At 69.6% G+C, this 23,662-nt stretch carries 23 protein-coding genes; 8 read left to right on the top strand and 15 right to left on the bottom strand.

The features are described 5' to 3' along the window. Window positions 1-193 precede the first annotated feature (193 nt). Together ACIHCQ_RS28885 and ACIHCQ_RS28890 are read left to right on the top strand one after the other, a co-directional pair. Window positions 194-4,546, top strand: coding sequence for a hypothetical protein (locus ACIHCQ_RS28885; RefSeq protein WP_399668479.1), 4,353 nt, complete (start codon window positions 194-196; stop codon window positions 4,544-4,546). Further along, window positions 4,543-5,418, top strand: coding sequence for a serine peptidase (locus ACIHCQ_RS28890; RefSeq protein ID WP_399668482.1), 876 nt, complete (start codon window positions 4,543-4,545; stop codon window positions 5,416-5,418). Before ACIHCQ_RS28885 ends, ACIHCQ_RS28890 begins: the two co-directional genes overlap by 4 nt. 82 nt (window positions 5,419-5,500) lie before the next feature. Here ACIHCQ_RS28890 and msrB read toward each other — a convergent pair whose 3' ends face one another. The 4 genes from msrB to ACIHCQ_RS28910 form a co-directional block, all read right to left on the bottom strand. Continuing rightward, window positions 5,501-5,908 carry a peptide-methionine (R)-S-oxide reductase MsrB gene (gene msrB / locus ACIHCQ_RS28895; RefSeq protein ID WP_399668485.1) on the bottom strand — a complete coding sequence of 136 codons (408 nt, stop codon included), beginning with the start codon at window positions 5,906-5,908 and terminating at the stop codon, window positions 5,501-5,503. Window positions 5,909-5,942: 34 nt separating this feature from the next. Continuing rightward, window positions 5,943-7,343 carry a UDP-N-acetylmuramate--L-alanine ligase gene (gene murC / locus ACIHCQ_RS28900; RefSeq protein WP_399668488.1) on the bottom strand — a complete coding sequence of 467 codons (1,401 nt, stop codon included), beginning with the start codon at window positions 7,341-7,343 and terminating at the stop codon, window positions 5,943-5,945. Between the two features lie 62 nt (window positions 7,344-7,405). Continuing rightward, window positions 7,406-7,876 (bottom strand): indole-3-glycerol phosphate synthase, encoded by a 471-nt coding sequence (locus ACIHCQ_RS28905; protein WP_399668491.1) that lies wholly within the window; start codon window positions 7,874-7,876, stop codon window positions 7,406-7,408. 78 nt (window positions 7,877-7,954) lie between these two features. Then, a complete protein-coding gene (locus ACIHCQ_RS28910) occupies window positions 7,955-8,728 on the bottom strand; it encodes a pyrimidine reductase family protein (RefSeq protein ID WP_399668494.1) in 774 nt (257 codons plus the stop codon). A 37-nt stretch (window positions 8,729-8,765) separates the two neighbouring features. Between ACIHCQ_RS28910 and zapE the strand changes: the two genes are divergently transcribed. The 4 genes from zapE to ACIHCQ_RS28930 all read left to right on the top strand — a co-directional run bounded on the left by zapE (window position 8,766) and on the right by ACIHCQ_RS28930 (window position 13,329). Then, window positions 8,766-9,863: a cell division protein ZapE gene (gene zapE / locus ACIHCQ_RS28915; RefSeq protein WP_399668497.1), complete on the top strand. Its 1,098-nt coding sequence runs from the start codon at window positions 8,766-8,768 to the stop codon at window positions 9,861-9,863. Between the two features lie 42 nt (window positions 9,864-9,905). Next, complete coding sequence (locus ACIHCQ_RS28920; RefSeq protein ID WP_399668500.1) at window positions 9,906-10,331, top strand: OsmC family protein; 426 nt, start codon at window positions 9,906-9,908, stop codon at window positions 10,329-10,331. Window positions 10,332-10,481: 150 nt separating this feature from the next. Next, window positions 10,482-11,840 carry an alkaline phosphatase PhoX gene (locus tag ACIHCQ_RS28925; protein ID WP_399668503.1) on the top strand — a complete coding sequence of 453 codons (1,359 nt, stop codon included), beginning with the start codon at window positions 10,482-10,484 and terminating at the stop codon, window positions 11,838-11,840. A 133-nt stretch (window positions 11,841-11,973) separates the two neighbouring features. Next, a complete protein-coding gene (locus tag ACIHCQ_RS28930) occupies window positions 11,974-13,329 on the top strand; it encodes a nucleobase:cation symporter-2 family protein (RefSeq protein WP_399668506.1) in 1,356 nt (451 codons plus the stop codon). Here ACIHCQ_RS28930 and ACIHCQ_RS28935 read toward each other — a convergent pair. Further along, a complete protein-coding gene (locus ACIHCQ_RS28935) occupies window positions 13,319-13,735 on the bottom strand; it encodes an organic hydroperoxide resistance protein (protein ID WP_399668509.1) in 417 nt (138 codons plus the stop codon). The genes ACIHCQ_RS28930 and ACIHCQ_RS28935 overlap by 11 nt on opposite strands. A 106-nt stretch (window positions 13,736-13,841) precedes the next feature. On the opposite strand from ACIHCQ_RS28935, the gene ACIHCQ_RS28940 reads away from it, so the two are divergent. Next, the gene (locus tag ACIHCQ_RS28940) at window positions 13,842-14,336 is read left to right on the top strand and encodes a MarR family winged helix-turn-helix transcriptional regulator (RefSeq protein WP_399668512.1); all 495 of its coding nucleotides are present in this window, start codon (window positions 13,842-13,844) and stop codon (window positions 14,334-14,336) included. Window positions 14,337-14,390: 54 nt separating this feature from the next. On the opposite strand, the gene ACIHCQ_RS28945 is transcribed toward ACIHCQ_RS28940, so the two are convergent. From ACIHCQ_RS28945 to ACIHCQ_RS28975, 7 genes are all read right to left on the bottom strand, one after another. Next, entirely contained in the window at window positions 14,391-15,236 is an 846-nt protein-coding gene (locus tag ACIHCQ_RS28945; protein ID WP_399668514.1) for a DUF3152 domain-containing protein, read from the bottom strand. A gap of 207 nt (window positions 15,237-15,443) precedes the next feature. Continuing rightward, entirely contained in the window at window positions 15,444-16,259 is an 816-nt protein-coding gene (locus ACIHCQ_RS28950; RefSeq protein WP_399668517.1) for an ABC transporter permease, read from the bottom strand. Continuing rightward, complete coding sequence (locus tag ACIHCQ_RS28955; RefSeq protein ID WP_399668520.1) at window positions 16,256-17,242, bottom strand: ATP-binding cassette domain-containing protein; 987 nt, start codon at window positions 17,240-17,242, stop codon at window positions 16,256-16,258. Before ACIHCQ_RS28955 ends, ACIHCQ_RS28950 begins: the two co-directional genes overlap by 4 nt. 164 nt (window positions 17,243-17,406) lie before the next feature. Continuing rightward, window positions 17,407-17,859 (bottom strand): SRPBCC domain-containing protein, encoded by a 453-nt coding sequence (locus ACIHCQ_RS28960; protein ID WP_399668522.1) that lies wholly within the window; start codon window positions 17,857-17,859, stop codon window positions 17,407-17,409. Further along, window positions 17,856-18,212 (bottom strand): ArsR/SmtB family transcription factor, encoded by a 357-nt coding sequence (locus ACIHCQ_RS28965; protein ID WP_399668525.1) that lies wholly within the window; start codon window positions 18,210-18,212, stop codon window positions 17,856-17,858. Before ACIHCQ_RS28965 ends, ACIHCQ_RS28960 begins: the two co-directional genes overlap by 4 nt. A 173-nt stretch (window positions 18,213-18,385) precedes the next feature. Further along, complete coding sequence (locus tag ACIHCQ_RS28970; protein WP_399668528.1) at window positions 18,386-19,774, bottom strand: S1 family peptidase; 1,389 nt, start codon at window positions 19,772-19,774, stop codon at window positions 18,386-18,388. A 144-nt stretch (window positions 19,775-19,918) separates the two neighbouring features. After that, complete coding sequence (locus ACIHCQ_RS28975; RefSeq protein WP_399668532.1) at window positions 19,919-20,431, bottom strand: cupin domain-containing protein; 513 nt, start codon at window positions 20,429-20,431, stop codon at window positions 19,919-19,921. 137 nt (window positions 20,432-20,568) lie between these two features. Between ACIHCQ_RS28975 and ACIHCQ_RS28980 the strand changes: the two genes are divergently transcribed. After that, window positions 20,569-21,411, top strand: a complete 843-nt coding sequence (locus ACIHCQ_RS28980; RefSeq protein WP_399668535.1) for a polysaccharide deacetylase family protein — start codon at window positions 20,569-20,571, stop codon at window positions 21,409-21,411. On the opposite strand, the gene ACIHCQ_RS28985 is transcribed toward ACIHCQ_RS28980, so the two are convergent. The 3 genes from ACIHCQ_RS28985 to ACIHCQ_RS28995 are packed head-to-tail and all read right to left on the bottom strand — an operon-like array spanning window position 21,371 to window position 23,630. Then, window positions 21,371-22,069 (bottom strand): ABC transporter, encoded by a 699-nt coding sequence (locus ACIHCQ_RS28985; RefSeq protein ID WP_399668538.1) that lies wholly within the window; start codon window positions 22,067-22,069, stop codon window positions 21,371-21,373. The two genes, ACIHCQ_RS28980 and ACIHCQ_RS28985, sit on opposite strands and share 41 nt — an antisense overlap. Continuing rightward, window positions 22,066-22,908 (bottom strand): ATP-binding cassette domain-containing protein, encoded by an 843-nt coding sequence (locus ACIHCQ_RS28990; protein ID WP_399668541.1) that lies wholly within the window; start codon window positions 22,906-22,908, stop codon window positions 22,066-22,068. Before ACIHCQ_RS28990 ends, ACIHCQ_RS28985 begins: the two co-directional genes overlap by 4 nt. Before the next feature lie 44 nt (window positions 22,909-22,952). Next, window positions 22,953-23,630: an AIM24 family protein gene (locus ACIHCQ_RS28995; RefSeq protein ID WP_399668544.1), complete on the bottom strand. Its 678-nt coding sequence runs from the start codon at window positions 23,628-23,630 to the stop codon at window positions 22,953-22,955. Between the last annotated feature and the right edge of the window lie 32 nt (window positions 23,631-23,662).

The following is a 23,662-nucleotide window of genomic DNA, read 5'->3' on the forward strand; positions in this document are numbered from 1 at the left end:
GTCATCCGAGTCGCTCGGGAAGATCACCGCCAACTTCCCCTCCCCAGCCGTCGACTCCGCCGCAGTCGCACCGATGGTCCTGCCGCACTCACCGGCCTGATCCGTCGCCGTTGGGTCCCGTCTCGACACCAGCCCCCCGACTGGCACAATGCATCGAACACTCAGGGGTGTTCACGGGGACAGGTGGTGCGTGATGCGGCGTCAGGCATTGGCGGTCGGTATCGAAGGACCTGCCACGGACCCTGCCGACGACTCGCCCCCACGGTGGCAGCAACTCACCTACGCGGCACCGTGCGCGCAGCGGGTGGGTGAAGCGCTGGAGAAGCAGTATGCCTATGTTCTCCTGGACCCTGGTCGCGACCCTGCGGCTACAGCCGTCGCATTGGGGGACGCCCTCACTCAGGCTGTCCGCAGCGAGGCTGACTTCATCGTCATTCATCTCCTCGCGCACGGAGAACCGACCCGCAACGGTCACGGCATCCAGGCGGTGGGTGGGGACGGCCGCCTCACCGAGACGTTGGCCCGTTGGATCGACATGGCAGAGAACCGGGACACGGGCGGCATCGGCGATCCAGCCGTTCTGCTGATCCTCGATCTGTGCCATTCCGGAGCCGTGGTGACCGAGCATCTGCGGTCGCTGGTCCGGCCGGAGCGCCGCCGTGTCTGGGTGCTCGCCGCCTGCCACTCGGAGCAAGATGCCTACGACGGCCGCCTGAGCACCGCCGTCGATGAGGTGCTCCGTGGCTTCGCCTCCGGGGCTCTGAAGCTCGACACGTCGGTGCCATACATCCCGATCGCCCGGTTCTGCCGCGAGGTGGCCCTCCGTGTGGAGTCGCGGAGCACAGCCCTGAATCCGCAATCCGTCGAGCAGCCGCTGGCCGCGCTCGGCGCGGACCTGTCGCATCTGAAGTTTTTTCCCAACCCCGGATACGTACCGGCTAGCGCTCGCAGACTTGCCGGCGTGAATCCTGCTGTGTTCACCCTTCTCGACGAAGTGGCCGACGCCCGCCACTTCGTGATTCGGGCGCATGGCGCCGACAGTGCCTTCGGTGACCTCGGCGCTCCGTCCTTCACCGGACGCAGCAGTGAACTCCGGGAACTGGCAGGCTGGTTGGAGGGCCGTGGGGCTTCGTTGCGCGTGGTCACTGGCGTACCGGGGGTCGGCAAGTCCGCTCTGATCGGTACCTTCGTGTGCGCCGCGCATCCAGTGCTGCATGAGGCCACCGAGCAGTTGTGGCGGCCGTCGGGCGGCGACATTCCCCAGGCCGCCGACGGGCTTGCGATCGTGCATGCCCGGCGGCGCGGTGTCTCAGAGATACTCACCTCGCTCGCCACCCAGTGGGAACTCGGCTCTCCCGGCCACGCGACGATGTGGACAACGGACCAGTTGGTCACTGCATTGCGGGCCAAGCCCGTACCCCCCTGTCTCGTCATGGACGCGGTGGACGAGGCCGAGCACCCGGCCGATCTGGTCAGCGCCGTACTGCTACCGCTGGCGTCGATTCGGCGATCGGACGGATTACCTCTGTGCAGAATGCTCGTCGCGACGCGCCCGGAAGCGGCACTGCGGCCGCTCATCGAGGGGTCCCGTGCACACGATGGACTGATCGACCTGGACGGGGTGTCGCCCCTTCAACTCCGCAAAGACTTGGCTCAGTTCGTGCTGCGCGTACTGCGGCCTCTGCACCCCGGCGTGACGCCCTGGTGCTCACTCGCGGCAGCCGAGAGCCTGGGCAGCACGCTGGCCGACACCTTGTTGAGCGGGTTACGCGATTGGGGCGAGTTCCTTGTCGCCGGGCTCTACCTGCGGCTCCTCCAGGAACAGATGACACCGCCGGAGACGGCCGAACAGGCCGTGCTCCTGGGCGGTGACGTGCCCCGCACGCTCGACGCGGTACTCGACCTCCACCTCCAGCTCGACCCCCGACCGGGCCTGCACGAGCTGCTGGCTGCGCTGGCCTGGGCGGAAGGCGCGGGGATGCCGGAAGACCTCCTCGTCCAAGTCATGAAATCCGATCCGGTTCAGGCCGAGAAGGACCGGGCAAGCATCGGCGATCTGCTTCGGGCCGCGCGTTTCTACATACGCCGCAACGTCGATCGTGAAGGCGCCCCGCTCTACCGGCTCTTCCACCAGGGACTGGCCGACCGCCTCCGCGAACGTCCCGTCCTGGACGCGGTCACCGTATGGGAACGCTTGCTCACGACAGTGCATGTGAGCGGCTCCGGCCGTCGGCGATGGGCGACCGCCGAGCCGTATCTGCTGCGGTACGCCGCACGCCACAGCGCGCTCGCCGGCAAGCTCGACGAACTCCTCAAGGACAGCGAATACCTGGTCCATGCGGACCCGGCCCCACTGGCCGAGGAGCTCTACCACGGTGAACGCGTCCCGCACGGAACGGTCTACCTGACGTCGTACGGAGCCCACCACGACGGACCGCCCGACCAGCGGCGCGACATCCTGGCCGTCGACGCGGCTCGGCAGCAACAATGGCAGCTGGCTGCAGACCTCATGCAGGACACCGGCCGCCGCATTGTCTGGACCGCTGGCCGGGCACTGCACACCGGCCTCCTGGCGACACTGACCGGGCACCGCGGCAGGATTTGGGACCTGACGACCCTGGAGATGCACGGCCGCCCACACGCCTTGACAGCCGGCCAGGACGGAACAGCTCGACTGTGGGACCTCGACTCGGCGACGACGACGCTCGAACTCGGAGACCACGGTGCTCCGGTGGGAGGCGTGGTCGCCGGGAAGGTCAACGATCGGCACGTCGCCGTGACGGGCTGCGACAGCGGCGAACTCCTGGGATGGAACCTGGCAACAGGGCATCTCCTGTGGAGGGCCCCGGCCCATGAGGGACCGATCTGGTCCATGGTGGGCGTGCAGTACGAGGGGGCACCCGCGGTGGCCAGCGCGGGCGACGACCGAGTAATCCGCTACTGGGCCCTCGCCACCGGCGCTCCGCTCGCCACCACTGAGTTGTCCGCCATCAACGGCTACGTGTGGCAGCTGTCCCGCGTCACCGTCGACGGCAAGGGCGACTGCGTCGTTGCCTGCTACGACGATTGGGTCAAAGTCCTGACCGTCCATGGCGAGGAGGTCGAGCTGCCGCACACCAACCAGGAGCGGCTGTCGTGCTACCGCTACCTCGACCTGAGACACGGCCCCGAGCCCGTCGCGGGCGATCGCGACGGAACCGTCTGGACCGGCAACGAGTTCCCGGAACTCCTCAACGAGGATCGCCTGCATGCCGACGCAGTCACCGACCTCGCCGCCGTAGTGCTGAACGGATCCATGTACATCCTCAGTGCAGGCACAGACGGTGTCGCACAGTTGAACCCGCTGGACGGCGATGGCAGCACACGGCAGGTCGCCAGCCACACCACGCCGATCACCCGGGTCGCGGTCGTGTCCGAACCGCACCGGACTCGAATACTCACGGCGAGCAACGGCGGCACCGTCCGCATCTCGGACGCGGCCGGGCACGAGATTCCTCAACACCAGCCCGGGCACGCCCATGCCATCAATGCTCTGACGGTGCTGCCCGACGGCCGTCTGGTCTCGTGCAGCGAGGACGGAAGCCTCGCTCTGTGGACCGTGGACGGTGTGATCGGACAGCGGATCAACCTGCTGTACCACTCAGATTTCCCGCTGCCGGACCGAGCCACCGGCATCGCGGTCCTGGAGGCCGGCAAGCATCCACGGATTGTCGCCTCGTGCGCTCACAACGGGGTCGCCGTGTGGAACACGAACACGACGGAGAAGCAGCTGGAACGGCGCGACCTGGGTGAAGGCCCAGGTGCCTCCGCCGTCGTCACCCTCACCCTTCGTGGAACCCAGCACGTCATCTACGCCTCCGACAGAGACGGGGTCAACATAGCCAGCGCCGATCACCTGGACCGAATGACCCACTGGCCCGACGTCGACGTGACGGACCCTGCGTGGGCAGGAGAGCCCGAGCGCGTCCTGCTCGCGCCCTCCGAGGCACGGACCGTCGACGAATGGGGAGTGACGGTCCCTGTGACAGCACCCGCAACTTGCCTGGCAGCCTCCACCACCCACGTTCTGGCCGGGTACCGCTCCGGCCATGTTCGGGCCGCACGTCTGCTGGGCCCGCCCCTGCCGCAACTCGTCGCCCAGCACCCCGTCGCCGTCCACACCGTCGCCACCGTCGACATCGACGGACAGACGTACGCCGTCAGTGGTGACGACCGGGGCGAGGTACGCATGACCGCACTCGACGCAACCCGGACATTCACACTGGCCGGACACACCCGTGCGGTCTTCGCCACGATTCCGGTCCTGCTCAACGGAGACCCATACCTATTCACCGGCGGACTCGACCGCTCCCTGCGGCTATGGGACCTGAAAAGCGGCAGCCAGGTCGACGTCTTCTGGTTCCCGGACACCGTGTGCGCCATCGCCATCGCCCCCAACGGCGCCCTCTACATCGGGGTGGGCCCGGACGTCATCCACATGGCACCGCAGGACCGGCTTCCCGTACGCCCGTACCCGACCCACGACCAAGGGACAAGCATCCGATGACCGCCTTCGTGGCCGTACATGGCGTAGGCCACTATCTGTCCGCCGTCCCACTGGCAGATATCGTCACCGCCCGCTCAGCTGTCTGGGCCAAAGACCTAGCCGCCGGGCTGGGCACGGCCGCCGAGCACGTCCCTGTCACTTATGCCTATTACGCCCACCATCTCCACCGCGGCAGGCCCGTCGCCCAAGGCTCCGAGGACCTTGATCAGCTGGAGCACGAGCACCCGCACCTGGCCGAGGACGTCGCCCACTGGGCGGAATCGCTGGACGAGTCCCTGGGCCTGAGGCTTCCGCCACCCGCAACGGCTCAGGGACGCCTGGCCGTTCCACTCCGGCAGCTCGTCTCCGCGGTCTCCGAGCACCTGAGTCTCGACGGCCGCCTGACCCGCGCTTTCATCGCCACGCTCTTCCGCGACGTCACGCGCTATCTCGGCGGACCGGACGACACTGCCCGCGCAGCGGCCCGCGAGGAGATCGCAGGCGTCATCTCCTCGACGGGCGCCCGCGTGGTCATCGCCCACTCCCTCGGAAGCGTCGTGGCCTACGAGGCCCTCCACGCCCACCCGGAACTCGAAGTTGACCTGCTCCTGACACTCGGCTCCCCACTCGCACTCCGCCACGGGGTCTTCGACCGTCTGTCACCAGCCCCGGCCAACGGCACCGGAGAGCGTCCGCCAGGCGTACGCCGGTGGGTCAACCTGTGCGATCACGGGGACATCGTCGCCGTCCCGCGCCCCCTCAAGCAGCGCTTCCCGTCGGTGGATCTCGATCTGACAGACAGCATCGCCCCGTTCGACTTCCACCGCGTATCTCCCTATCTGAGGTCCGCTGCGGTGGCCGCGACGCTGGCGCCCTTTCTCCACACCTCCTGACACACGGCTTGATAAAACGAGAAGATGACCGCACAGAACTCCCTGTGCGGGCATCAGTCGGCCCATCGTCAGCCGATTACGGTCAGGCCTCGTCCGGCGTCAGTCGCAGCGAGATCGAGTTGATGCAGTACCGCTGATCCGTCGGGGTCGCATACCCCTCACCTTCGAAGAGATGCCCCAGGTGGGAGCCACACTTCGCGCAGCGGACCTCGGTGCGGACCATCCCGTGGGAACGGTCGGACACAAGTTCCACCGCGTCTGAGTTGCGTGCATCAAAGAAGGACGGCCAGCCGCAGTGCGACTCGAATTTCGTGTCCGAGCGGAACAGCTCGGCGCCGCACGCCCGGCAGGAGTAGACACCCTCCGTCTTGGTGTCCGTGTACTCACCGACGAAGGCCGGCTCCGTTCCGGCCTGCCGCAGGACCTGGTACTCCGCGGGCGACAGCTCCGCGCGCCACTGCTCGTCCGGCTTTTCGACGTCGTACGACATGAATACGGCTCCCTCGGTTTGCAGGGTGGCGGTTCTACGAACCGGCCAGGCGGTCCAGGATCAACGGGCCCAGGTCCGTGACATCCCCCGCGCCCATCGTGAGAACCAGATCGCCCGGCTTCGCCATTCCCGCCACCACGTCCGGCACGGCCGCCTTGTCGTGCACGGCCGTGACCTCCGCGCCCGCCGCGCGCGCCGCGTCGATGATCAGGGCGCTGGTGACCCCCGGAATGGGGTCCTCGCGGGCCGGATAGATGTCCAGGACCACCGAGGCATCGGCCAGCGCCAGGGCCTGGCCCATCTCCGTGGAGAGCTCCTGGGTGCGGGAGAACAGGTGCGGCTGGAAGACCACCAGCAGCCGTGCGTCGGACGCCGACGCGCCGCGCATGGCCTCCAGGTCCGCGGTCATCTCCGTCGGGTGGTGCGCGTACGAGTCGATGACCTGGACGCCCGCGGCCTCGCCCTTGAGCTGGAGGCGGCGCTTGACACCGGTGTACGTGCCGATCGCCGACGCCAGGTTGTGCGCCGGGAGGCCGAGCGCGACGCCCGCCGCGAGCGCCGCCACGGCGTTGTGCGCGTAGTGGCTGCCGGGGACCGAGACCGTGAAGGTCAGGAAACGGCCGCCGAGCAGGACCGTGACCTCGCTGGTGAGGCCGCGCGGCGTGACCTTGTGGACCCGTACGTCCGCGGACTCGGACGCGCCGTACGTCACCACCTTCAGCGTGGACAGGTCGCGGATACGGGAGGTGAGCTCGACCGCGCCGGGCTGGTCCGCGGAGATCACCAGTGTGCCGCCCGGGACCACCTTGCCCACGAACGTCTCGAACGAGTCGTAGATCTCGTCCATCGAGGCGTAGTTGGCGTGGTGGTCGAGCTCCACATTGAGGACGATCGCGACCTCGGGGTCGTACTTCTGGAAGCTGCGGTCACTTTCGTCGGCCTCTGCGACGAAGATCTCGCCCGCGCCGTGCCGGGCGTTCGTCCCCGGTCCCTCCAGGTCGCCGCCGATCGCGTACGAAGGGTCGAGACCCAGCTCGGTCAGGGCCACGGCCAGCATGGACGTCGTGGTGGTCTTGCCGTGGGTGCCCGCGACCGCGATCGCGCGCAGGCCGGTCATCAGCGAGGCCAGCGCGTCGGAGCGGTGCACGACCGGGATGGACAGCTCGGTGGCGCGCGCCAGCTCCGGGTTGTCGGCGCGGATCGCGCTGGAGACGACGACGCAGCTGGCGTCGTCCGCGAGGTGCGCCGCCGCGTGGCCGATGTGGACGGTGACGCCGAGCGCGCGCAGGGACTGTGCCGTCGCCGAGTCCTTCGCGTCGCTGCCCGCGACCTTCGCGCCTCGCTGGGCCAGGATCTTCGCGATGCCCGACATTCCGGCGCCGCCGATGCCGATGAAGTGCGGGCGCTCCATGGCGCTAGGGACGGCGGGTGCCATGCGGGTGTCTCCCAGGGTGTCGGGTGTGACGTACGGGTGTGACGTACGGGCGGGGCCCCAGCCTATTCGCTGTGCGCGAAGAGCTTGAGCACGGGGACGCCGACCCGGTGGCGTGCCCTGGATGCCCAGTCCCGGTGGAAGAACTCCTCCACATAGTGCGGAGCGGTCAGCACGATCACCTCGTCCACGTCCCACCGCTCCACCACGGCCGTCAGCTTGTCCAGCGGATGGCTCTCGACGACCTGCCCCACGGCCTCGCAGCCCGCCGCGCGCAGGTCCGTGAGCGTGCGCTCCAGGCCCTTCACCGCGGGGCCCCTGGCCGCCGGGCCCTCGGGCTCGTCCGGTTCGTGGACGGCTTCCTTGAGGTCGCCGAGCGCGACATCGTCGATGGCGCGCAGCAGTACGTCAGCCTGGTCGCCGCGCGGCTGCATCAGCACGATGAAGGACACCGGCTCGTCCCCGTGCAGCGTGGTGACGAACTCCACGTCCAGGGACGACAGGGGCTTCTCGATCATCAATACGCTTGTGAACACGTCAGTAGCCCTTCTGCAGCCCTATCCGCGGAAACGCGGAAACGGAAACTACGCGTACAACCATTTTTCACCCGATTCTCAGACGCGACGGTAACGGGTGAAGAGGAAGCCCGCCTCCTCCAGCACCGACGCCAGGGCGAATCTCTCCGGAAGGTCCAGCGCCGGTCCGCCCGCGATCCGCTGCGCGTCCCCCGCCGTCAGCATCGGCGACACGGTCAGACACAGTTCGTCCAGTACCCCCGCCGCGACGAACTGACCCAGCAGCCGGGGCCCGCCCTCGGTCAGTATCCGCACCAGGCCGCGTGCCGCCAGTGCCCGTACGGCCCTGCCGGGCTCCACCCCGGGCCCGTCCCCGGCGACGATCACCTCCGCGCCCGCCTTCTCGGCCGTACGGATCCGGTCGTGCGGCGCCGCCGCCCCCGTCAGCACCAGCGTGGGTACGAGCGGCCCGGTGAACAGCGGAAGCGAGAAGTCCAGGTCCAGCGAGGCGCTGACCACGGCGATCACGGCGGCGGGGCCCTGTCCGGCCGCCTCCCGGCGCTCCGCGAAGGCGTCACGGGCGCGGGCCGGGCGGTACCCCTCCATGCGTACGGTCTGCGCGCCCACCACGATCACATCGGCCAGTCCGCGCAGGGTGCCGAAGATCCGCATATCGGTGGCGGAGGAGATCGGCTCCGAGCGGCCGTCGTGCTGGGCCGCCCCGTCCAGCGTGGAGACCATGTTGGCGCGCAGCCAGGGCTGGTCCTGTTCGGGGTACGCGTAGGCCTCGGCCAGCTCGTCCAGCGACCAATCCCGGTCGTGGGCAGCCGCCCTCTGGTCACTGTGGTCGGTCGCGGGGAACAGGCATCGCATATCGTGCAGTCTGGCACGGCGCTTACAGTTGAGAATTGTGTCGACCAGCTCCAGCGCCACCACCGGCGCCATCCCCAGCCCGATCCCGCTGTCGTTGTGCGCCCGCGAGCCGCACGTACGCGCCGAACACCTGGTCGCCGAGATGGTGCCGCCGCCGCGTTTCGACTCGGTGCGCTTCGACACGTACGTCCCCGATCCGCATCAGCCCAGCCAGCGCGAGGCCGTCACGGTGCTGAGCTCCTTCGCCGCGGGCCTGGGCGGTGGCGCGCACGCGAGCGGCGGCGGCAGCGGCAGGCGCACGTGGTTCGCCAAGAAACCCGCCGCACCGACCGGGCCGCGCGGCGTGTACCTCGACGGCGGCTACGGCGTCGGCAAGACCCACCTGCTGGCCTCCCTCTGGCACGCCACCCCGGCGGAGCCCTCGCTCAAGGCCTTCGGCACCTTCGTGGAGCTGACAAATCTCGTGGGCGCCCTCGGTTTCCAGCAGGCCGTACAGACCCTGAGCGGACACCGGCTGCTCTGCATCGACGAATTCGAACTGGACGACCCGGGCGACACCGTCCTCGTGTCGACGCTCCTCGGCAAGCTCGTCGACGCGGGCGTCGCGCTGGCGGCCACCTCCAACACGCTGCCGGGCAAGCTGGGCGAGGGCCGGTTCGCCTCCGCCGACTTCCTCCGGGAGATCCAGGGGCTCTCCGCGCGCTTCCGCCCGCTGCGGATCGACGGCGAGGACTACCGCCACCGCGGGTTGCCCGAGGCTCCTCCCCCGTACTCGGACGAGCAGGTCACCAAGGCCGCGTACGCCACGGAGGGCGCGTCCCTCGATGACTTCCCGCGGCTCCTCGACCACCTGGCGAAGGTGCATCCGAGCCGGTACGGGGCGCTCACCAGCGGACTGCGCGCGGTCTGCCTGACCGATGTCCAGCCCGTCCCCGACCAGTCGACGGCGCTGCGGCTGGTCGTGCTCGCCGACCGGCTGTACGACCGTGAGGTGCCCGTACTGGCCTCGGGTCTGCCCTTCGACCAGCTGTTCAGCGAAGAAATGCTGAACGGCGGCTACCGCAAGAAGTACTTCCGGGCAATCTCCCGGCTCACCGCACTGGCCCGTGACGCGAAAGACTTGGTCGCCCAGTAGGTTGGGGCCGGTTGGGATCAATCCATCTGAAGGGGTACCACCATGGCCACCACTCGTCAGGCGCACAACATCTGGGAAGGCAACCTGCTGGAGGGCACGGGTGTCGTGACCTTCGACTCCTCCGGTATCGGCGAGTACCCGGTCTCCTGGCCCGCGCGCGCCGAGCAGGCCAACGGCAAGACCAGCCCGGAGGAGCTCATCGCGGCGGCTCACTCCAGCTGCTTCAACATGGCCCTCTCGCACGGCCTCTCCAACGCCGGCACCCCGCCGACCCGGCTGAATACGCGGGCCGAGGTCACCTTCCAGCCGGGCACCGGCATCACCGGCATCCACCTCACGGTGGAGGGCGAGGTCGAGGGACTGGACGAGGCGGGCTTCGCGGCCGCGACCGAGGACGCCAAGGCCAACTGCCCGGTGAGCCAGGCACTCTCCGGTACGACCATCACGCTCACCGCGAAGCTGAGCTGACCAGGTTCGTCACACGAGGCACAACGAGGCACAGTGACCCGCATGGTTCACGCGCCACCCATTCGGTGGTACACACATGCGGGTCACGTCATCCTGTTCCTCCCCCATAGCCTTCGGCATGGGGGTGCCCCCACAGGGAGTAGTTGCCTCATGTCCGCAACACGACGTCAAGTCCTCGCCCGTACCGGTGCCTTGAGCGCCGGTATCGCTTTTACCGGTGCTTTCTCCGAACTCTTCGCCGGTACCGCCGCCGCCCGAGGCCACAGCGGTTACGGCCCGCTCATCTCCGACCCCGCCGGGCTGCTCGATCTGCCGAAAGGCTTCCGCTACCGGGTCCTGTCCCGCGAGGGCGAGCCCATGAGTTCGGGCGAGGGCATGGTGCCCAGCAACCACGACGGCATGGAGGCCTTCGCCGGCCGCCGCGGGCGCGTACATCTGGTCCGTAACCACGAGAACCGCGTCACCGGCAGGATAGGCGTGCCGACCGTCGACGGCCTCACCTACGATCCGGTCGCCAAGGGCGGCTGTACGGCCCTGGAGCTGGACGGCCGGGGCAACGTCCTGTCCGAGCGCGTCGCCATAGCGGGCACCGCCGTCAACTGCGCGGGCGGAGCCACCCCCTGGGGCACCTGGCTGACCTGCGAGGAGACCGAGGACAGAGCCGGCGTCAACGGCTACACCAAGGACCACGGCTTCATCTTCGAGGTCGACGGCGCGGATCCGCGCCGCACCGGAGCCGTACCGCTGACCGCGATGGGCCGCTACGCGCACGAGGCCATCGCCGTCGATCCGAGGAGCGGCATCGTGTACGAGACGGAGGACGCCTTCGAGCGGCCGTTCGGGCTCTTCTACCGCTTCCTCCCCAACAAGCCACTCGGCGGCACCGGCTCGCTGCGCGCGGGCGGGGTGCTGGAGGCGATGCGGGTGCCGGGCGTGCCCGACCTCTCCGCGATCCAGGAGACGGGCGCGAGTTTCGAGGGGATCGAGTGGGTCCCCGTACCGGACAGCCAGGCGAAAGAAACCCCGATACGACTGCAGGACTTCGGCCCGAAGGGCATCACGCACGCCCAGAAGCTGGAGGGCTGCTACTGGGGAGGGAGTTCGGTGTACTTCGTCTCCAGCTACGCGCGCAGTACGCAGGGCTCGGCGGGCGACCACTTCGGGCAGGTGTGGAAGTACGAGCCGCGGCGGCGCCGCCTCACGCTCGTGATCGTCTTCGGTCCGAGTACGGACATCCAGTTGCCCGGCGAGTCCCCGGACAACATCTGCGTCACGCCCAGCGGCGGCCTGATGGTGTCCGAGGACGGCGACGGCGTCCAGCATGTGTACGGGCTGACCAAGCGCGGGGAGGTCTACCCCATGGCACGCAACGCCCAGAACATAGGCACGCCGGAGGAGCCCTCGTGGGGCGAGTTCGCCGGGGCGGCCTTCTCGCCGGACGGCGACACGATGTACCTCAACTGCTACACGCCGGGCACGACCTTCGCGATCACCGGGCCGTGGCGCTGACAGGCTGACCCGACAGCGGAGAAGGACGGGGGCGGGTGCGGCGCAACGTGCGCGTAACGCGTCCGCCCCACGTCCTCAAAGATCGCCTGCGTCAATGCTGGTCGGTCAGGTCAGTCTCCCGAAAGGCCCTGCCATGGACGCCGCTGCCGCTTCCCGCCACCCCGTAGACCAACGGCCCCCGCTGACGCGGCTGGCCGCACTCGGCATCCAGCATGTGCTGATCATGTACACCGGCTGTGTCACCGTGCCGCTGATCTTCGGCGCGGCGGCCGGGCTCGACTCCTCCGCCATCGCGCTGCTCATCAACGCGGATCTGCTGGTGGCGGGAATCGTCACGCTGATTCAGAGTCTGGGCGTCGGCAAGATCCTGGGCATCAGGCTCCCCATCGTCACCGGGGCGACCTTCGCCGGGGTGACCCCGATGATCCTGATCGAGCAGGAATACGGCATGCAGGCGGTGTACGGGTCCATGCTCGCCGCAGGCTTCTTCGGGCTGCTCATCGCCGTACCGTTCGCGCGGCTGGTGCGTTTCTTCCCGCCGCTGGTGAGCGGCACGGTGATCACGGTCATCGGCCTCTCGCTCATCGGCGTCGCCGCCGGGCTGATCACCGGCAACGACCCGAAGGCCGCGGACTACGCCTCCGGCTCGCGGCTCGCCCTGGCGGCCGGGGTGCTGGTCTTCATCGTGCTCTTCGCACGGTTCGCGCGCGGTTATCTGGGCCAGATCGGCGTACTGCTCGCGCTCGTCGGCGGCACGCTGGTGGCCGTGCCGATGGATCTGACGGACTTCTCCGGGGTCTCGGGCGCGAACTGGCTGGGGCTGGCCGCGCCGTTCCACTTCGGGGCGCCGCAGTTCCCGCCGACCGCGGTCATCGCGATGTGCGTGGTGATGCTGGTGATCTTCACGGAGTCGACCGCGTCGATGCTGGCGGTGGGCGAGTCCACCGGACGGCCCGTCAGCGACAAGGACCTGGCGCGGGGCCTGGCGGCTGACGGGCTCTCCGGCGTACTCGGCGGAGTGATGAACTCCTTCATGGACACCGTCTTCAGCCAGAACGTCGGTCTGATCGGCATGACGAAGGTCGTCAGCCGGTACGTCACGGCCGTGGCGGGCGCCATTCTGGTCGCGCTCGGTCTGGTCCCCAAGCTCGGCGAGGTGGTGGCCGCGCTGCCCGGACCGGTCGTCGGCTCGGCGGGCCTGGTCCTGTTCGCGACCGTCACCATGGTCGGCATCAATACGCTGCGCCGGGTGGACCTCGACCAGGGCCAGAACCTGACGATCGCGGCGGTGGCGCTGGGCGTGGGACTGCTGCCGGAGGCGGCCGACGGGATCTACGACGGCTTCCCGTCCTGGGCGCAGATCATCACGGGCAGCGGCATCACCAGCGCCGCGGTCACCGCGTTCGTACTGAATCTGCTCTTCCACCACACCCACACCCTCGCGAAGGCGCCCGAAGGCGAGGCGGCGCCAGCCAGCACTACTCGATGACGAGCTCGACCGGGAGGTTGCCGCGGGTGGCCTTGGAGTACGGGCAGTAGGCGTGGGTCTTCTCCAGAAGGTCGCGGCCCGCCTCGCCCTGGAGGTGCTCGGGCAGCTCGACCCGCATGACAACGGAGAGGGCGAAGCCGCCGTCGGCGGGGTCCTTGCCGATGGAGACCTCGGCGGTCACCGAGGCGTCCTTGACGTCGATCTTCTCCTGACGGCCGATGGCGCCCAGCGCACTGGCGAAGCAGGCGGCGTAACCGGCGGCGAAGAGCTGCTCGGGGTTGGTGCCTTCGCCGTTGCCGCCCAGCGCCGCCGGGAAGGCGAGCGGCAGGTCGAGGCGCCCGTCGGAGCTGACGGCACGGCCTTCACGGCCGTTGGCGGTGGCGGCGGCGGTGTAGATCGCATCCATGAGTCGCGTCCTTCTTCTTCGTACGTGGAGTGGAACCGACAGGCATGATGGTGACACACAATTTAGTTGTGCACAATCGAATGGCGCATAGGTATACCCTGACTCCATGGAGAAGACGACGACGCCGACGCTGACGAACGTGCCGGACGAGGAGCTCCTCCGCCTCGACAACCAGATCTGCTTCTCACTGCACGCCGCGTCCCGCGCCTTCAACAACGTCTACCGGACCGCGCTCAGGGACCTGGGCCTCACCTACCCGCAGTACCTGGTGATGCTGGTCCTCTGGGAGCACGGCGAGCTGCCGGTCAAGCGGATCGGCGAGCATCTGCGCCTGGACTCCGGCACCCTGTCACCGCTGCTCAAGCGGCTGGAGGCGGCGGGTTACGTGGAGCGCACGCGCAGCCGGGAGGACGAGCGCTCCGTCACCGCCCGCCCCACCGCCGCGGGCGCGGCGCTCCGCGCGAAAGCACTGGGCGTACCGCGCGGGATCGCGGAGGCCACCGGCCTGTCGCTGGATCAGATCCGCGAGCTGCGCACGGCCCTCGAGACCCTCACCACGACGCTGGACACGGCCGCGCTCCGGCCCGAGCGCCTCGGCTGAGGCCCCGGGCCGTGCCGTGCCGTGCCCGTGGTGCCGTGCTGCCACGCCGGCGGCTCAGGGGACGGCGGGACCGGACAGATAGCGGCCCTCCTTGTCGTACGGCCAGGCGTTGGCGACGCACCCCTTGAGGCCGTCGATCTGCTGCATCATCGCGGGGGCGGGCTTACCGGCGCCGGGGCAGGTCTCGTGGCCACGGCCGAGGCTGTGGCCGACCTCATGGTTGATGATCAGCGCCCGGTACTCCCCGATCGGCCCGTCGAACTGGGGTGAACCCTGTAACCACCGCTTGAGGTTGACGACGACGGTCGGGCCGATGCTGCAGTTCACCTCGCCTCTCGTACGCAGACCGGCCGCGCCGCAGATGTCGTCGACCGTGTCAGGGGTGGCGATCTTCACCGTGAGATCGGCGTTTTCGTCCGAGGAGACCCGCCGGAAGCCGTCGCGGCCGGTGGCGGTCCAGCCGCGGCTGTCGCCGAGTACGGCGGAGATCTCGTCGGCGGCACTGTTCACGGACAGTCCGGTGGCGGTCTCCACCTGCACCTTGTAGCGGTGGATGGTGCCCTTGCCGTGCACCTTGCTGTCGGCTCGGGCGGTGCTGAAGCTGCCCGGCGCGGGGGTGGTGCGCGGCCGGGCCGGGGGCGTTGACGGTGAGCCGGCCGATGAGGGGGAAGCCGTAGGGGAAGCGGGCGCGACGGGCACTCTCTGTTCCTGGCTGTCAGTGGCATCGGCGCCGGCGGCCTTGTCGCTGCCGGCGTCGGTGCCTGTGCTGTTGTCCCGGAGGGCCGTGAAGGCCGCCCCGCCGACCACCGCGGCCGCGATGGCCACGGTGGTGAGGGTGCGTATACGCGCCTTCCGCTGCCGTTGCAGCGCCGCCGCGCGGCGTCCGCCTATTCGGCCCACGGCTCAGTGGCTCCGAGTCGCGACGACGCCGGCTGTCTGTCGGTTCATGGTGTTCGCTCTCCAGGTGGGGGCGCATGTCGTACGTATGTACGTGTTGATTGACGGCGAAAGCATGGCTGCGGTTTACCGATTTACGGGTTTGCCGGTTTAGCCGCTTCGGACGCCGGCATGCGCGCGAACTCCTCGACCCCGTACCGGTGGTCCCGGTCAGCGCCGCCGGTAGCGGGCGAAGGCCAGGGGCGCGAAGACTGCGATGATCCCGGCGCTCCAGAGCAGGGCACGCAGCAGGTAGTAGCCGGTGCTGTGGCCGAGCAGCGCTTCGGCCTGGGACCCCTGGGTGAGGCACCGGATCGTGTTGATCATCACAGTGACGGGCTGGTGTGCGGCGAAGCCCTGCAGCCATCCCGGCATCGTCGCGACGGGCACGTACGCGCTGGAGGCGAAGCTCAGGGGCAGCACGAGGAACCCCAGGCCCTGCGCTGCCTGGGCGTTGCCTGCGTACAGGCCCAGCGTGACGAAAACCCATATGAACGCGAAGCCGAACAAGACGCACAGGCCGAACGCCGCGAGGGCGTCGCCCGCTCCGCCATGGATACGGAAACCGATGGCGAAGGCCACGGCGGTGGTCAGGATCAGACACCAGGTGATCAGCGCGGTGTCGGCCAGGACGCGTGCGATGACCACCGCGCTACGGGGTATGGGCAGGGACCGGAGCCGGTCAAAGACCCCGTGGGTGAGATCGTCCGCGACGGCGACGGCGGCGCCCATGCCGGAGAAGAGCAGAGCGACCGTGAGCAGGCCGGGGACCATGTAGTCCACGTAGGAGAGGCCGCCGGTGGGGATGGCGCCGCCGAAGACGTAGCGGAAGATCAGCAGGAAGGCGATCGACTGGACGGTCGCCATGATGACGATCTGCGGAGTGCGCTGGATTTTGCGCAGATTGCGGCCGGTGACGGCGGTGACGCTCGCGAACAGCGAGCCGCCGGCCCTGGCGGGCGGGGCGAGGGGGGCGGCGGCGGTCATGCGGTGCTCCTGGGGGCGGCGGAGGTCTCGGTCGAATTCGCAGTTGGCGCGGCTGTCGGTTGGCCTGTCAGGTGCAGGAAGACCTCGTCCAGCGTCGGGCGGCGCAGAGCGATGTTCTCCACCCCCACCCGGGCGTTGAGCAGGGCCTGGGTTGCCGCCATGAGCTCTTCGGAGCCGTTGACAGCGGTCAGCCGGAGTACGCGCGTGGGGGCGTCGGTCTCCAGCTCGCCGAGGTGGGCCAGGGCCGAGGCGGCGACCTCGACGTCGGCGTGGCTGCGCAGCCGTATGTCGACCATGTCGTGTCCGGCGCGGGACTTGAGCTCGGCCGCTGTGCCTGCGGCGATCGCGCGCCCCTGGTCGATGATGACGATCCGGTGAGCGAGCTGGTCGGCTTCTTCCAGGTGCTGGGTGGTCAGCAGTACGTCCGTGCCGGCTGCGACCAGGGCGCGGATGGCCTCCCACAGCTCGATGCGGCTGCGCGGGTCCAGGCCCGTGGTCGGCTCGTCCAGCAGGAGCAGCCGCGGGGCGCCGACCAGGCTGGCGCCCAGATCCAGGCGGCGGCGCATGCCACCGGAGTAGGTGCGCACCAGCCTGCCGCCGGCGTCCGTGAGCCCGAGCTGCTCCAGTACGGCATCGGCGCTGCGTCGCGCGGTGCGCCGGTCGTGGCCGAACAGGCGGGCCACCATGACCAGGTTCTCGCGCCCGGTCATGGCTTCCTCGACCGCGGCGTACTGCCCTGCCAGACCGATGATCCGGCGTACTCGCGCGGGGTGGGCGACAGCGTCGAGTCCGTCGATGCGCAGGGTGCCCGCGTCGGGGCGGAGCAGTGTGGCAACGGCGCGTACGAAGGTGGTCTTGCCTGCTCCGTTGGGGCCGAGCACGGCGGTGATCCGGCCCGCCTCGGCGGTCAGGTCGAGTCCGTCGAGCGCGGTGGTGCGCCCAAAGCGTTTGGTGAGGCCGCGGGCCTCTATGACGGGGGGCATGCGTTGTCTTCCTTCGGGGTGGGTGGGCATGGCGAAGCAAGGCTCGGCCCATGGCAGGGCGGAGCTCGGTGAAAGGGGAGGGGATCGCAGGAGATCGCAGGAGATCGCAGGAGATCGCCGGCGGATCCGGTCAGCTGATGGGGTCGGGGTGCCGACGGCGGTGGCTACATCCGGTCGAGTACGGCTTCCAGGCCACGGATCACGCCCGAGCGCCAGCCGCCGTCCATGATCGCGCGTGCGCGCTGCTGGAGCGGGTTGTCCGGGTCGAAGCCCTCATGCAGCAGGAACAGACGGGTGCCGGTGCCTTCCGGCCGCAGCGTCCAAGTGATCGTCCAGTCGGCGTCACTGCCGTCCTGGGGGTTGGCGTCCCGCCAGCCGACGCGGAGCATCTTCTGCGTCTCGAACGCCAGCACCTCGGCCGCGACCGTGCCGGAGAAACCGGTCCCGGGCATCGCTCTGGCCTGCAACGTATAGCGGTGGCCGACGACGAGCCGGAAGTCGCCGGGCATCAGCCACTGCGCGATCAGCTCGGGTTCGGTCAGCGCCCGCCACACCTTGGCGGGCGGATGCGCCAGGAACTGATCAACATGGACGGTGGTCAGATCGTCGTCGCTCATGACTCATCGTCATCCATGGAGTCGAGCAGATCACGCAGCCCGGCCAGCTTCTCGCGCCAGAACTGCTCGAACGGGCTCAGCCACTCCTGCACCTCGTTCAGCGGGCCGGCCTCCAGCCGGTACAGCCGCTGCCGGCCCACCTTGCGCTCGCTGACCAGCCCAGCCTCTCTCAGAACCCGCAGATGCTCCGAGAAACTGGGCCGGGCCATGCCGAACCGGGCGGCGAGCTGCGCCACCGGCTGCGGCCCCTCCTCGCGCAGCAGCCGCAGCACCTCACGGCGTACCGCGCTGGCCAGAGCCGCGAAAATCTGGTCGTCGGATGCCTCTACGACGGCCGTGTCGGCGATGTTCATGCCCCGACTATAGGTAGGAGATTCCCTACCTGTCATCTCGATCTTGCGCCCGCAGCTGCGGAACGCAGATCCGGCCCCGGGCATTCGCCGATGCCCGGGGCGCGGAGCTCCTCCCCGTGGGGGAGTCCTGTGGGGGGTGTGGGGGGTTCTGTGGGGGGATTCCGTGGTGTGCGTCAGCCGGTCTGGCCTACACCGTCCTGGGCCGCGCCGCCGTCCTGGGCCGCGCCGCCGTCCTGGGCATCGCCCTGAGCATCGCCCTGGTCCGCCGCGCCACCGCCGTTGTCCTCTGCGCCTGCCTCACCGGCACCGGCGTCGCCCGCGTCACCGGCACCCGCGTCACCAGCACCCGCATCGCCGGCACCCGCGTCACCGGCACCCGCGTCACCGGCTTCGCCCGCGCCGTCACCGGCGCCCGCGTCACCCGCACCGCCGGCGGCGCCACCCGCGCCGATCTCCGCGCCGACCGCGGCCAGCGCCGTCGTCACCGGCTGGAAGAACGTCTCGCCGCCCACCGTGCAGTCTCCGCTGCCGCCCGAGGTCAGACCTATCGCGCCGCCGTCCTGGGTGAAGAGCGGGCCTCCACTGTCGCCCGGCTCCGCGCAGACGTTGGTCTGGATGAGCCCGGTGACCGTGCCCTCCGGATAGTTCACCGTGGCGTCAAGACCGGTGACCTGCCCGTCGTTCAGCCCAGTGGTGCTCCCCATACGGATGACGTCCTGGCCGACCGCAGCCTCCGCGGCCTGCGCGATCGGAACGACTTCGTTGCCCGTGTTGACGTCGCTCGGGGCCTCGGTCGCCGGGTCGTCGTACGTGACCAGCGCGAAGTCGCCGTCGCCCGGGAACGTAGCCGCTTCTACGGTGCCGATCGGCGCGCCGTCCGCGGATTCGGACCACTGCTCGGCGGCGACACCACAGTGTCCCGCGGTGAGGAAGCCGGGCTGGCCGTCCCCGGTGGTCACGTTGAAGCCGAGCGAACAGCGCGCGCCGCCGCCGAAGATGGCGTCGCCGCCGGAGACGAGGGGCTTGAACTCACCCGCGGACTTCTGGATCCGGGCCATGCCCGAACCCAGGGTCTGCACCGCCGACTCCAGTTTGTCCCAGCGCTCACCGGCGACCGTGCGGTCGGCCGTGACCAGGACCTGGTTGGTCTTCGGGTCGATGGCCCACGCCGTTCCCGGGATGGTGGCCTCTTTGGTGAGGGTGCTGGTGGCGGCCTTCAGCTCGCCCATGCTGTTCTCGACGGTCTTCGCCACCGCACCGGCCTTGTTGACCTGGACGATCACGTTGTTGTCGTTGCCCACGACATTGACGATGACCTGCTGCTTCTCGGCGTCGTAGTACGCGCCGGCGTATGCCTCGCCGAGTTGCTCACCCAGCTGTGCGACGAGATCTCCCGCCGACAAGGCGCTCATCGTCTTGGGGGTCGACCGCGCCTCGGCTCCAGACTCGGATCCGGACTGGGAAGCGTTGGCATTGGGCAGCAGGATGGCGGCGGCGGCGATGCCTGCCGCCCCCGCTCCCGCGAGAATGGCATTCCGCTTGGATACTCGCCTGTGACTCAACTCGTCGCCTCCTGTGGGGGATACGGAGTCCGGTAGCCGGTGGTGGCCACCGGGGGGACGCGTCCGACCATGAATACGGACGGGGCGGGAGTTGCACTCATCTCGGCAGTGGAAAAGGTTTATTGATGGGCTGTCAGCCCCATCTCACGACGGCAGTTGTGTGCCGCACCGGCTGCAGTAACGTGCGCTGACGTCCTCCGTCGGGCGGTCGCAGCCAGGACAGACGCGGTTCAGCAGACAGGCGGCTTCGCCTCCCTCCGCTCCCTCCGCTTCGACTACGGCAGAAGCGGCGGTACCGCGGATCATGAGGCCCGGACGGCGGCAGTGCGCCGTCACATAGACGAGTCCGTCCTCGTCGGCCAAGAGCGAGCGGTGGACGCCGTGCGGCAGCCACGCCACACACCCCGCCTCCAGCCGCTGCTGTCCACCGGCCTCCGTCTCCAGCCGCCCGCTGCCGCCCAGTACGCACAGCAGCACATCCAGATCCGGGTCGACATGACCGGCGACCCGTGCTCCGGGGAGCATCCGGATCACGTTCGCGTCCAGCTGCCTCCCTCGCTCGGAGAGCCGCCACAGGGCTCCGCCGCGGTTTGCGGGCAGGTCCTGGAGCAGGTCGGTGAGTCCGGCGAGTACGCCGGCCGTGGGGGGCACGGCCATGTTTTTCCTCCTGGGCTCGATCGGGCCGGGACGCCCGAGAAGTACGCGCGACGTGACCGCCGCGTTCAACGGCGATGCTGACAGTGAATATCTGATTGATCGTATAGCTTCCGTTAATGATCATTTTTGTACGAAGATTGGCGTCATTTGCTGTTATCGGCGTCCTGCTGGTTGGCTGCGGCAGCGACGTCAGGAGTGTCAGCGGTGTCGGCAAGTCCGCAGAGAAGGCAAAGGAAGCCCCGGCCGTCGCGTCCGGGCCCGGGCCCGGACCCGCGCCCGGCGGACTGACGCCCGTCTTCGCGCACGCAACCCGGTCGGCCGAGAAGATCGTGGCGCTCACCTTCGACGCCGACATGACCGCCGACCAGGGCCCCCGCGCGACCGACGGCGAGCGTTTCGACAACCCCGCCCTGATCGCCGCGCTGCGGCAGCTGAACGTCCCCTCGACGGTCTTCATGACGGGCCGCTGGGCCGAGGAGTACCCGGACCAGGCGAAGGCGATCGGCAACGACCCGCTCTTCGAGATCGCCAACCACTCCTACAGCCACTACGCCTTCACCTCCTCCTGCTACGGCCTGCCGGTCGTCGGGCAGGAGGCCATGCGCGCCGATGTGGACCGGGCCTTCGCCGCGTTCCGGAAGGCCGGTGCGCGCAATGTCGTGCCGTACTTCCGTTTCCCCGGCGGCTGCTACAACGACGCCGCGCTGCGCGCCATCGCCCCGGCGAAGGTGACCGCCGTCCAGTGGGACGTCGTCAGCGGCGACGCCTTCGCGACGGACGCGGACGCCGTCGCCGAACAGGTCCTCGCGGGCGTACGTCCGGGTTCCGTGGTCGTGCTGCACTGCACGCGCAGCGCCGCGCCGGTCACCGAGCAGGCGATCCGGACGATCGTCCCCGAACTGCGCGGGCGCGGCTACCGCTTCGTCAAGGTGTCCGACCTCATGCGTGACCGGCCACGCCCGCCCCGCCCTCGCCCCTGAGCGAGCTGAGGGCGCAGGCCACCGTGCCCGCCACCGCCGCCACCAGCACCGCCGCGACCAGTGGCAGTACGGGCTGGTGCACCGTCCCCGTCCGGGAACCCGTGATCAGCCCCGTCAAGGCGTACTTCGCGGGCGAGCCGCTGGTCACCAGCGCCAGCAGCGCGGCCAGCGCGGTGGCCCCCAGCGACCAGCCCCGCCCGTACAGCAGCGGCCTGGTGCACAGCGCCCCGACCGCCGCGCCCGTCAGCAGGCAGACCGCCGCGGCGAGGAACCCGGCCGCGGCAGCGGGGAGCAGCGGGATCGCCACCTGGCCGTCGGCGCTCGTGGCCTTGCTGATCAGGACGACCACGGTGGTTCCCGCCCCGCCCAGCGCCCCCGCACACGCCACGGCGGCGAGCAGGGACGCCAGATGCACGCGCGGCGGGGTGGTCGCGGCGGCCACGATATTGCGGGCGGCGGGCGGCTCCTGCGTGGCGCAGACCCGGACCAGCCACGCGGTGACGGGCAGCAGCGCGGCTGCCGCGTAACCCAGCGAGTCCAGCACGGGCTGCCCCGACTGCACGCCGATGGCCAGGAAGATCGCGTACAGCAGTACGGGCGGCAGCCAGCGCTGCGAGCGCAGCAGCAGGGCGGTCTGGTAGCCGAACAGTGCGGTCATGTGGTGCTGTGCCTCGTCGTCTTCGCGGCCGATTCGGTTTCGCTCAGCTGCTGGATGTGCCAGGGCGGCCGGGCTGTGAGCAGTGCCCTGAGCAGTGCGTCGGAGTGGACCGCCGCGACCGTCAGGACCGTGCTGCCGTCGTCCGGTCCCGGCTCGTACGTGGGCGCGCCCGGCAGGGCGTCGGGCACCGGCGCGCCGGGCGGCCCCGACACCACGATCCGTACCCGAGGGACCGGGCGGCCGGTCGGGTCCCGTTCGGCCGCGCCCGGCTCGGGCTGCTGCCGTACCAGCGCACCGCCCCCGCCCACCACGTACACCGCGTCCGCGGCGCCCGCGAGCCTGCGCGGGTCGTGGTCGACGTACACGACCGTGGCCCCGGCCGCGACCCGTTCCACGACCGCCCGGTCGAGCTCCTCGCGGGCGCCCGTGTCCAGGCCCGTCCACGCCTCGTCCAGCACCAGCAATCCGGGCTCCGCGAGCAGCGCCTGAGCCACCGCCACCTTCTGGCTGGTGCCCTTGGAGAGCTCGGCGAGCGGGGTACGGGCATGGCCGGCGGCCCCGAAACGCGCGAGCCACTCGGCCGCCCGCGCCCGGGCGGCGGACCGCCCGAGACCGTGGATCCGTCCGAGGTGCGTCAGATACCCGGCCGCCGTGAACGGCAGCGCGGCCGGGAAGCGTTCGGGGACGTACGCCGTACGCGGCCGGTCGCTGATGCGTCCCTCGGTGGGTGCGTCGATCCCGGCGAGCAGCCGCAGCAGTGTCGATTTGCCGCTGCCGTTGGTCCCCTCGACGCGGACCAGGGCGCGCGCGGGCAGGTCGAGATCGATGCCGCGCAGCACCCACGGTCCGCCGAGGCCGTAGCGGCGGCCGACTCCTTGGAGTTTCAGCTCGCCGACGCCTTCTCGGGCTTGAGCTCGCTGGGCCGTACGATCACGAACCCGTCGCCCTGAAGCATCAGCTGGACGGCCTCTCCGGAGCCGCCGCGGATCATCGAGCCGACGGACTGTGAGCGGTGCAGCGACGTCTGGAGGTGGGTGCTCCACCCCACGATCGCGTCGGTGTCGACGTAGACCGGCTGAGCCGCGGTGACGGGGATCACGATGGGGCTGCCCTCGCAGATGACGGCGAGCTTGCCGTACCCGGAGAAGACGCTGTTGAAGAGACCGCCGCCGGTCATTCCGGCGCCCTTCACGGTCTTGATCTCGTACGAGAGTGTGGCGTCGAAGCAGAGGACGTTGCGGCCGTTGATGGTGAGCGAGTCGCCCTGCTCGATGTCGACGATGAAGCAGTTGGCGGCCTCGTGGGCGAACCAGGCCTCGCCCTGCCCGCGCACGGCCATCAGGGCCAGGCCCTCGCCTGTGACGGCTCTTTTGAGCATGCCGCCGATGCCCTGGCCCTTGCGTTCGAACTGGAGATTGCCGCGGTAGGCGATCATCGCCCCCTGCCGCGCGTGCATCTCGCCGTTGACGGCGTACTTGACCGACTTGGCGTTCTGCAGGCTCATTCCGGGCATGGTGGCTTGCTGCGCCATGTTCTCCGAGGAAAAAAGATCACTTTTCATGGGGTGCATAGTGTCCCGGACGTACCCGTTCC

Origin of the sequence: Streptomyces sp. NPDC052236 (assembly GCF_044548015.1) — a bacterium.
Lineage (GTDB): Bacteria > Actinomycetota > Actinomycetes > Streptomycetales > Streptomycetaceae > Streptomyces.

Bases quoted from the DNA above. Each gene is read 5' to 3' on its own strand.
- ACIHCQ_RS28885 (WP_399668479.1), top strand. From the start codon at position 194: ATGCGGCGTCAGGCATTGGCGGTCGGTATCGAAGGACCTGCCACGGAC.
- ACIHCQ_RS28890 (WP_399668482.1), top strand. From the start codon at position 4,543: ATGACCGCCTTCGTGGCCGTACATGGCGTAGGCCACTATCTGTCCGCC.
- msrB (WP_399668485.1), bottom strand. From the start codon at position 5,908: ATGTCGTACGACGTCGAAAAGCCGGACGAGCAGTGGCGCGCGGAGCTG.
- murC (WP_399668488.1), bottom strand. From the start codon at position 7,343: ATGGCACCCGCCGTCCCTAGCGCCATGGAGCGCCCGCACTTCATCGGC.
- ACIHCQ_RS28910 (WP_399668494.1), bottom strand. From the start codon at position 8,728: ATGCGATGCCTGTTCCCCGCGACCGACCACAGTGACCAGAGGGCGGCT.
- ACIHCQ_RS28920 (WP_399668500.1), top strand. From the start codon at position 9,906: ATGGCCACCACTCGTCAGGCGCACAACATCTGGGAAGGCAACCTGCTG.
- ACIHCQ_RS28925 (WP_399668503.1), top strand. From the start codon at position 10,482: ATGTCCGCAACACGACGTCAAGTCCTCGCCCGTACCGGTGCCTTGAGC.
- ACIHCQ_RS28930 (WP_399668506.1), top strand. From the start codon at position 11,974: ATGGACGCCGCTGCCGCTTCCCGCCACCCCGTAGACCAACGGCCCCCG.
- ACIHCQ_RS28935 (WP_399668509.1), bottom strand. From the start codon at position 13,735: ATGGATGCGATCTACACCGCCGCCGCCACCGCCAACGGCCGTGAAGGC.
- ACIHCQ_RS28940 (WP_399668512.1), top strand. From the start codon at position 13,842: ATGGAGAAGACGACGACGCCGACGCTGACGAACGTGCCGGACGAGGAG.
- ACIHCQ_RS28950 (WP_399668517.1), bottom strand. From the start codon at position 16,259: ATGACCGCCGCCGCCCCCCTCGCCCCGCCCGCCAGGGCCGGCGGCTCG.
- ACIHCQ_RS28955 (WP_399668520.1), bottom strand. From the start codon at position 17,242: ATGCCCCCCGTCATAGAGGCCCGCGGCCTCACCAAACGCTTTGGGCGC.
- ACIHCQ_RS28960 (WP_399668522.1), bottom strand. From the start codon at position 17,859: ATGAGCGACGACGATCTGACCACCGTCCATGTTGATCAGTTCCTGGCG.
- ACIHCQ_RS28965 (WP_399668525.1), bottom strand. From the start codon at position 18,212: ATGAACATCGCCGACACGGCCGTCGTAGAGGCATCCGACGACCAGATT.
- ACIHCQ_RS28975 (WP_399668532.1), bottom strand. From the start codon at position 20,431: ATGGCCGTGCCCCCCACGGCCGGCGTACTCGCCGGACTCACCGACCTG.
- ACIHCQ_RS28985 (WP_399668538.1), bottom strand. From the start codon at position 22,069: ATGACCGCACTGTTCGGCTACCAGACCGCCCTGCTGCTGCGCTCGCAG.
- ACIHCQ_RS28995 (WP_399668544.1), bottom strand. From the start codon at position 23,630: ATGAAAAGTGATCTTTTTTCCTCGGAGAACATGGCGCAGCAAGCCACC.